Annotated in this window: 9 protein-coding genes; 5 read left to right on the top strand and 4 right to left on the bottom strand. The window is 60.2% G+C overall.

Annotated features, from left to right (window positions below; all coding sequences use genetic code 11):
• Both HX786_RS02770 and HX786_RS02765 read right to left on the bottom strand, forming a co-directional pair.
• Positions 1–1,310 (bottom strand): heavy metal sensor histidine kinase (locus tag HX786_RS02770; RefSeq protein ID WP_178911692.1); only part of this gene is annotated, 1,310 nt, incomplete at its 3' end.
• Positions 1,310–1,990, bottom strand: coding sequence for a heavy metal response regulator transcription factor (locus HX786_RS02765; protein ID WP_178911691.1), 681 nt, complete (start codon positions 1,988–1,990; stop codon positions 1,310–1,312). The genes HX786_RS02770 and HX786_RS02765, both read right to left, overlap by 1 nt.
• A 156-nt stretch (positions 1,991–2,146) precedes the next feature.
• Between HX786_RS02765 and HX786_RS02760 the strand changes: the two genes are divergently transcribed.
• Complete coding sequence (locus tag HX786_RS02760; RefSeq protein WP_177036327.1) at positions 2,147–2,671, top strand: plastocyanin/azurin family copper-binding protein; 525 nt, start codon at positions 2,147–2,149, stop codon at positions 2,669–2,671.
• A gap of 57 nt (positions 2,672–2,728) precedes the next feature.
• Positions 2,729–3,559 (top strand): NADPH-dependent 7-cyano-7-deazaguanine reductase QueF, encoded by an 831-nt coding sequence (gene queF / locus HX786_RS02755; RefSeq protein ID WP_008437611.1) that lies wholly within the window; start codon positions 2,729–2,731, stop codon positions 3,557–3,559.
• Positions 3,560–3,685: 126 nt separating this feature from the next.
• On the opposite strand, the gene HX786_RS02750 is transcribed toward queF, so the two are convergent.
• Positions 3,686–3,952, bottom strand: a complete 267-nt coding sequence (locus HX786_RS02750; RefSeq protein ID WP_177054125.1) for a DUF4404 family protein — start codon at positions 3,950–3,952, stop codon at positions 3,686–3,688.
• A 110-nt stretch (positions 3,953–4,062) separates the two neighbouring features.
• Entirely contained in the window at positions 4,063–4,674 is a 612-nt protein-coding gene (locus tag HX786_RS02745; RefSeq protein ID WP_008437613.1) for a hypothetical protein, read from the bottom strand.
• Positions 4,675–4,869: 195 nt separating this feature from the next.
• Between HX786_RS02745 and HX786_RS02740 the strand changes: the two genes are divergently transcribed.
• The 3 genes from HX786_RS02740 to rssC all read left to right on the top strand — a co-directional run bounded on the left by HX786_RS02740 (position 4,870) and on the right by rssC (position 7,569).
• The gene (locus HX786_RS02740) at positions 4,870–5,559 is read left to right on the top strand and encodes a VacJ family lipoprotein (RefSeq protein ID WP_008437615.1); all 690 of its coding nucleotides are present in this window, start codon (positions 4,870–4,872) and stop codon (positions 5,557–5,559) included.
• Positions 5,560–5,905: 346 nt separating this feature from the next.
• Positions 5,906–7,087 carry a two-component system response regulator RssB gene (gene rssB / locus HX786_RS02735; protein WP_003218921.1) on the top strand — a complete coding sequence of 394 codons (1,182 nt, stop codon included), beginning with the start codon at positions 5,906–5,908 and terminating at the stop codon, positions 7,085–7,087.
• Positions 7,087–7,569: an anti-sigma factor antagonist RssC gene (gene rssC, locus HX786_RS02730; protein WP_003218919.1), complete on the top strand. Its 483-nt coding sequence runs from the start codon at positions 7,087–7,089 to the stop codon at positions 7,567–7,569. The genes rssB and rssC overlap by 1 nt, the downstream gene beginning before the upstream one ends.
• Positions 7,570–7,651 lie beyond the last annotated feature (82 nt).

Genomic DNA, 7,651 nt, shown 5'->3' with positions numbered 1-7,651 from the left:
GCCCCCGACTCACAGAAAATCCGCCCCCCATGGGCCCGCACAATCGACTGGGTAATCGCCAAACCCAGCCCCGCATGCTCGCTGCTCCCTTCATGACGCGCCGGATCTGCCCGGTAAAACCGGTCAAACAACCGTGGCAACAATGCCTCGGGAATGCCTTCCCCGGTGTTTTGCACACTCAGCGTCACGCCTTGCATCCCCTCGACGATCCGCACGCTGACTTCGCCACCCGGCGGGGTGAACCGCAGCGCGTTATCCAGCAGGTTGGAAATCGCCCGGCGCAACATGCTGCGGTCACCTGAAGTGCTGGCGTTGCCTTCCCGAACCAGCCGCACCTGGACGTCCTCCGCCAGCGGCGCGAAAAATTCCAGCAATGCCTCCACCTCGTCCGCCAGCACCAGGGTTTCGCGCTTGGGCACCAGCAGCCCATGGTCCGCCTTGGCCAGGTACAGCATGTCGTTGACCAACTGCGCCATCCATTGCAGTTCTTCCAGGTTGCTGTGCAGGGCTTCGCGGTAGTCCTCCAGCGCCCGTGGCTGCGTGAGGATGACTTGGGTCTGTGTCAGCAAATTCGACAGTGGCGTGCGCAGTTCATGGGCGATGTCGGCAGAAAACGCCGAAAGGCGCTGGAAGGCATCGTCCAGGCGGCCAAGCATCGCATTGAAGGACTGGGCGAGTTCCGCCAGTTCGGCGGGCATTTGTTCCTGGGGCAGGCGCTGGGTCAGGGAGTGGGCAGACACGCCGCTGGCGACTTCGCTCATGCGCCGCAGTGGCCGCAACCCGCTGCGGGCGGCCCAGGCGCCGAGCAGGGCGGTGGCCAGGGCGGAAAGGCCGACGGTCAGCCAGATCAGATGCTGCATGCGTTGCAGGAAGTGTTGGTGATGGGTGATGTCGAGCATCAGCGTCAGGCGTGGCGAGTCAGCGTTTCCAGGAATCAGCGGCGCGTTGTACACGCGGTAATCGGTGCCGGCGTTCTGCACGCTGTGCAGGCCAGGCGCCTGGGGCAGGGTGATGCCGGGAGCGCCGTCGAACCAGCGCTGATCGCCGGCGGTGATGCGCAGGGCCAGGTCGGGCTGGCGATTGAGTTCTTCTCGCAGCGTTGTTTCTCGTAAGGCAAATCGTTCTGGCGTGTCGGCACCTTGCAATGTGCTGCGCAGCGCTATCAGCTTGCCGTCGAGCAACTGCTGGTCCAGCTCGATAAAGTGCGCCTCGCTGGCATGGTTGAACAGCACGCCGGCCAGCAATGAAACCACGGCGGTACAGCCAGCAAACAGCAGTGCCAGGCGGCTGGCCAGGGAAATCCGTTTCATCAACTGAACCGCTCCTCAAGCACGTAGCCCATGCCGCGTACCGTATGGATCAGCTTGTTGGGAAAGTTGTCGTCGACCTTCAGGCGCAGGCGGCGGATCGCGACTTCGATGATGTTGGTATCGCTGTCGAAGTTCATGTCCCACACCTGAGAGGCAATCAGCGACTTGGGCAGTACTTCGCCCTGGCGGCGCAGCAGCAGTTCCAGCAGGGAAAACTCCTTGGCCGTCAGGTCGATGCGCTGGCCGTCGCGCTCTACCCGGCGGCGGATCAGGTCCATGCGCAGGTCGGCCAGTTGCAGGCTGGTTTCCTGGGGTGGGCTGCTGCCACGGCGTAACAGGCTGCGCACCCGGGCCAGCAGTTCGGAGAAGGCGAAGGGCTTGACGAGGTAATCGTCGGCGCCCAGTTCCAGGCCATGCACCCGGTCTTCCACGGCGTCCCGTGCGGTAAGGAACAGTACCGGCATGTCGAGCCCGGCGTTGCGTACGGCCTGGAGGATCTGCCAGCCATCGCGACCTGGCAGCATCACATCGAGGATCAACAGGTCGTAGTCATCGGTCAGCGCCAGGTGCTGGCCGCTGGTGCCGTCGGCCACCAGTTCGGTGTTGAACCCGGCCTCGGCCAGGCCCTGGCGCAGGTAGTGGCCGGTTTTCGGTTGGTCTTCGACGATCAGCAGTTTCATGGGCGGCTCATGGTTTTACGGGAACACAGACGTTATACAGCGCAGGTCCGGCGGCAGGCTCAAGCTGACAAAGTTGTAATCTGGCAGTCAGCTGGCTGGCAGCGGCGCGTTCGTAAAGTGTCCCACAGACTGATTCCGAACCTTTGGAGTGTGACCATGTTTTTACGTAAATCCTGGTTGTTGGCGGGCTGCCTGATGGCGCTGAGTCTTCCGGCGCTGGCTTCCCCGGCTGAAACCTTCGCCTTCGGTGAGGCCGCGCCCGCCGCCAAGGCCACGCGCACCGTGGAAGTGGTACTGCAGGATATTTCCTTTTCGCCCAAGGCTATTGATGTAAAAGCCGGTGAGACCGTGCGCTTTGTGCTGGTCAACAAAGGCCAGTTGCTTCATGAATTCAACCTTGGCGATGCCGCCATGCACGCAGCGCATCAGAAAGAGATGCTGCAGATGCAGGCCAGCGGCATGCTGACGGCGACCGGCATGGGCAAAATGGACCACAGTGCGATGGGGCATGGTGATATGGCAGGCATGAAGCACGACGACCCCAACAGCGTGTTGGTAGAGCCAGGCAAGACCGCCGAGCTGACCTGGACCTTCACCAAGGCCACCGGCTTGGAGTTTGCCTGCAACATTCCGGGGCATTACCAGGCGGGCATGGTCGGCAAGCTGACCGTCAGCCAGTAAGCCATTGACGGGCAAAGGCGGGTAGAATGGCGGCGTTTATTTAGCCAGGTTTCCGCCATGCATCCCGCAGCCGAACATTCGCCGCTGGGCAAGTCCAGTGAATACATCTCCACCTACACCCCGTCGTTGCTGTTCCCGATTCCTCGCGCCGCCAAGTGGGCCGAGCTGGGCCTGAGTGCCGAGACCCTGCCGTATAAAGGCGTGGATTTCTGGAACTGCTTCGAACTGTCCTGGCTGCTGCCATCCGGCAAACCCGTGGTGGCCATCGGTGAGTTCAGTATCCCGGCCGACTCGCCGAACATCATCGAGTCGAAGTCGTTCAAGTTGTACCTCAACTCGCTGAACCAAACCGCGTTTGCCGATGTGCAAAGCCTTGAAGCGACGTTGCGCGCCGACCTGAGTGCAGCGGCCGGCAAGCCCGTTGGCGTGCGCATCCGCAGCCTGGGCGAGGTTGAAGCCGAAGGCGTGGTCGCGTTGCCGGGTGTGTGCATTGATGACCTGGACATTACCGTCAGCAACTACGAGCACCCGCGCCCGGAACTGCTGCGTTGCGACGATTCGCGGGTGGTGGAGGAGAGCGTCCACAGTCATCTGCTCAAGTCCAACTGCCCGGTGACCAGCCAGCCTGACTGGGGCAGTGTGGCGGTGGAGTACCGCGGCGCGGCGCTGGATCATGCCAGCCTGCTGGAATACCTGGTGAGCTTCCGCCAGCACTCGGACTTCCATGAACAGTGCGTGGAGCGGATCTTTCTCGACCTGCAGCGCTTGCTCAAGCCGGAGAAACTGACGGTGTATGCGCGCTATGTGCGGCGTGGCGGGCTGGATATCAACCCGTACCGCAGTACTGAAGAGCAGCAGTTCCAGAACCTGCGCCTGGCTCGACAGTAGCCTTCACCCAAAATAAATGTGGGAGCGGGCTTGCTCGCGAAAGCGGTGTATCAGCCAGCTTATGTATCAGCTGACGGACCGCATTCGCGAGCAAGCCCGCTCCCACATTTGATAGGTGTCCGACTATTAGATCCCGATGTTACCCAGGGTCACCACAATATTGCGCAAGGTCCCGGCAATGCCCGGGTGCTCCAGTTCGAAGCGTTCTACGGCCAGGTTCACACCGTCGGCGATGCTTGGATCCTGAATGGCACCTTCCAGTGGCTCCTGAACTTCCAGTTCAGCAATCAAATCTCGCAGCTCTTCGCGCTGTTCGAGGGGCATTTCTGGATTCTGATCCAATTGCTCGCGCAAAGTTTTGACCTGTTCTTGCAGTTGTTCGCGGGCAGGCATGGCGTTCTTCCTTTTATCGATAGGCACTGACATAGACCGCGGCACGCCGGGAAAGGTCTATGGGCTGACCTGTAGATTAATCCACTGGCGCCTACTGTGCATGATCTCGATCAGGGCTTCTCGCCCTTGAGCTGGCGCAGGCTGATGTCGGCCAGGCAGGTCTGCAGTTCGCCCAGGTGGTCAATCACCGAATGCACGCCCAGGCCATAGAGCGCGACAGTGGCTTTGGCGCGCTTATGCTCGCGTTCCTTCTCGGTGAGTGCTTGCCATTGCTGCGGCGAAAGCCCGCACAGTGAGCCACAGGACGCCAGGCCGATGGTCCACAGCCCGGCATTGAGCCCCGATTGCAGCAGGCGTGGCTCGCCGCTGACCAGGACGCAGCCTTCCAGGCGTTCGATATTCAGTTCCATCAGGGCCTGCCAGCAGGCGTGGGGCGCCGGCCAGCGGGTGGAGGAGGGCTTGGCAGCCTTGATCCAGCGGGGTAGCCCGGCGGCCAGCGGTGTGGAGACGGACGCCGGCAACTCGTCCAGCCATGCACAAGGGACACGCTGTTCTTCGAGGCTGCGCAGGATCTTCAGGGCGCCGACAGTGGCATGGGTATCGCTGGAAGGCGCGGAATCGGCGCGGGCCTGGGAACCAAAGTCCACCAGGCAGCCACTAAGCCCGAACAGTACGGCCGTCAAGGACGGGGTGCTGGCACTAACAATCTCGGCGTGTGGCATTTCGACGTCCCTGAAATAGCAGTGACGCTACCGGACTTGGGTGACAAGCAAGTTACACCCGCAGCAATTGTAGGAATTTTGTGCATTTGCTGAATGACATTTCTGCAAGGCTGCCTAATCTGACACTTCCGTCATATACTGACGGCCTCATTCAGGGCATAGCGCCCATGACAGACCATTCAAGGAGTTCAAGCTATGCGCTGGAGCCAATGTCTAGCTCAGCTGTCCGTATGTGCGAGTATTTTGCTGGTTCCTTTCGTAGCCCAGGCGGCCTCGGAAGATGATCCATGGGAAAGCGTCAACCGCCCGATCTTCACCTTCAACGATACCGTTGATACCTATGCCCTCAAGCCATTGGCTCAAGGCTATCAGTTCGTGACCCCGCAGTTCGTGCAGGACGGGATCCACAACTTCTTCCGCAACATCGGCGACGTCGGCAACTTTGCCAACGACGTGCTGCAACTCAAGCCCCACGCTGCAGGCGTCGACACTGCCCGCTTGCTGATGAACACCACGTTCGGCGTGCTGGGTTTCGTTGATGTCGGCACCAAAATGGGGCTGCAACGCAACGACGAAGACTTCGGCCAGACTCTCGGCTACTGGGGCGTCGACAGCGGTCCTTACGTGATGCTGCCACTGCTGGGCCCAAGCACCCTGCGTGACGCGCCGTCCAAGTATGTGGACAGCTACACCCAGCCGTACCGCTACATGAACGATATCGGCTGGCGCAACAGCACCTTCGGCCTGAATATCGTCGACACGCGTGCCAGCCTGCTGTCCTCCGAGAAGCTGATCAGCGGCGACAAATACACCTTCATCCGCAACGCCTACTTGCAGAACCGTGAGTTCAAGGTCAAGGATGGCAAGGTTGTAGACGACTTTTAAGCCCCAGGCTTGAAAGAAGAAGGCGGCCCTCGGGTCGCCTTTTTTGTGGGCGGCATTCGAGGTTTATCCGTGGGTTACGTGCTTACTTTAAGTCGCGGTTTTATGCGTTCTTATAACTACTGGTGATTTGCGATGTAAAGACGCCCGGCGACCATCGCCGTGAGCTTGAAACCCCTGGCGGATGGGAGTACCGTCTGCGCCTTAGAAGGGCACCTCTGCTTTACCTTTGTGCGTCGGCAATAACTCGGCGTTTTGTAGGACAGAGAGGCTAGAAAGCGAATCCAGTAGTAAGCCCGGCCATTGTCGAGCTGCCTACGCCAACCTAATTCTGGCGCCGTTTGCCCACATGCAGAAAACCAGTGCCACGCTGCTGATAATCGATGACGACGAAGTAGTGCGCGCGAGTCTTGCGGCCTATTTGGAAGACAGTGGCTTCAGCGTCCTGCAGGCCAGCAACGGCCTCCAGGGTCTTCAGGTATTCGAGCGCGACAAGCCCGACCTTGTGATCTGCGACCTGCGCATGCCTCAGGTGGGCGGCCTTGAGCTGATCCGCCAGGTGACCGACATCGCCCCGCAGACGCCGGTGATTGTCGTGTCCGGTGCCGGCGTGATGAACGATGCCGTCGAGGCCTTGCGCCTCGGCGCTGCCGACTACCTGATCAAGCCCCTGGAAGACCTGGCTGTGCTGGAGCACTCGGTGCGTCGTGCCCTGGATCGTGCACGGCTGCTGCTGGAAAACCAGCGTTACCGTGAAAAGCTCGAAACCGCCAACCGCGAACTCGAAGCCAGCCTGAACCTGCTCCAGGAAGACCAGAACGCCGGTCGCCAGGTGCAGATGAACATGCTGCCGGTGAGCCCGTGGAGCATCGACGAGTTCAAGTTTGCCCACCAGATCATCCCGTCGCTGTACCTGTCGGGTGATTTCGTCGACTACTTCCGCGTTGATGAGCGGCGTGTCGCGTTCTACCTGGCCGATGTTTCCGGCCACGGCGCCTCCTCCGCATTCGTGACCGTGTTGTTGAAGTTCATGACTACACGGCTGTTGTTCGAGTCCAAGCGCAATGGCACCTTGCCGGAGTTCACCCCTTCGCAAGTGCTGGGCCACATCAACCGGGGCCTGATCAGCTGCAAGCTGGGCAAGCACGTGACGATGGTCGGCGGCGTGATTGATGAAGAAACAGGTCTTTTGACCTACAGCATTGGCGGTCACCTGCCATTGCCGGTTTTATACACTCCAGACAGTGTGCGCTACCTGGAAGGGCGTGGTTTGCCGGTTGGCTTGTTCAATGAAGCCACCTACGAAGACCACATCCTGGAATTGCCGCCGACGTTCAGCCTGACGCTGATGTCCGACGGTATCCTGGACCTTTTGCCAGAGCCTACACTCAAAGAGAAAGAAGCCGCCTTGCCCCAACGGGTCAGGTCGGCGGGCGGCAGCCTGGATGGCCTGCGGCAGGTTTTTGGATTGGCCACGCTAGGGGAGATGCCGGATGATATCGCCCTATTGGTGTTGAGCAGGAATCTTTGATGAGTACCGGAAGAATCCAATTCGCCGAGCAAGACGGGACTTTTGTCCTGAAGTTTGTCGGTGAAGTGCGCCTGACCTTGTGTTCGGCGCTGGATGCGACGATTGAGCGGATCTTCACAGCCTTGAATTTCTCGGCGATCGTGATCGATCTGACCGAAACCCGCAGCATCGATAGCACCACCCTTGGGCTGTTGGCCAAGTTGTCCATTCTGTCTCGGCAGAAGGTCGGACTGCTGCCGACCGTCGTCACCACCCACGAAGACATCACCCGTCTGTTGCAGTCCATGGGCTTCGATCAAGTGTTCAACATCGTTGACCGCCCGATCCCGTGCCCGGAATGCCTGACCGACCTGCCGTCCCAGGACCAGTCCGAGGAAGTGGTACGGGTCAAGGTACTGGAAGCCCACAAGATCCTGATGGGCTTGAACGACTCCAACCGCGAGGCGTTCCACGACCTGGTGAATGCGCTGGAGCGGCACTAATTTCCAGCTGAAACACTGTCAAAGTGTGGGAGGGGGCTTGCTCCCGAAAGCGGCGGGTCAGTAGTGAATGTAGCGACTGACG

Source organism: Pseudomonas sp. 21615526, assembly GCF_013386245.1.
Classification (GTDB): Bacteria; Pseudomonadota; Gammaproteobacteria; order Pseudomonadales; family Pseudomonadaceae; genus Aquipseudomonas.
Note: the sequence above shows the minus strand (reverse complement) of the source record. Positions and strands in the feature narration are given on the sequence as shown.

What these genes read in the sequence shown, in the direction of transcription:
- rssC (WP_003218919.1), top strand. Translation starts at nt 7,087, where the DNA reads ATGAGTACCGGAAGAATCCAATTCGCCGAGCAAGACGGGACTTTTGTC.
- HX786_RS02750 (WP_177054125.1), bottom strand. Translation starts at nt 3,952, where the DNA reads ATGCCTGCCCGCGAACAACTGCAAGAACAGGTCAAAACTTTGCGCGAG.
- rssB (WP_003218921.1), top strand. Translation starts at nt 5,906, where the DNA reads ATGCAGAAAACCAGTGCCACGCTGCTGATAATCGATGACGACGAAGTA.
- HX786_RS02745 (WP_008437613.1), bottom strand. Translation starts at nt 4,674, where the DNA reads ATGCCACACGCCGAGATTGTTAGTGCCAGCACCCCGTCCTTGACGGCC.
- HX786_RS02760 (WP_177036327.1), top strand. Translation starts at nt 2,147, where the DNA reads ATGTTTTTACGTAAATCCTGGTTGTTGGCGGGCTGCCTGATGGCGCTG.
- HX786_RS02765 (WP_178911691.1), bottom strand. Translation starts at nt 1,990, where the DNA reads ATGAAACTGCTGATCGTCGAAGACCAACCGAAAACCGGCCACTACCTG.
- HX786_RS02740 (WP_008437615.1), top strand. Translation starts at nt 4,870, where the DNA reads ATGCGCTGGAGCCAATGTCTAGCTCAGCTGTCCGTATGTGCGAGTATT.
- queF (WP_008437611.1), top strand. Translation starts at nt 2,729, where the DNA reads ATGCATCCCGCAGCCGAACATTCGCCGCTGGGCAAGTCCAGTGAATAC.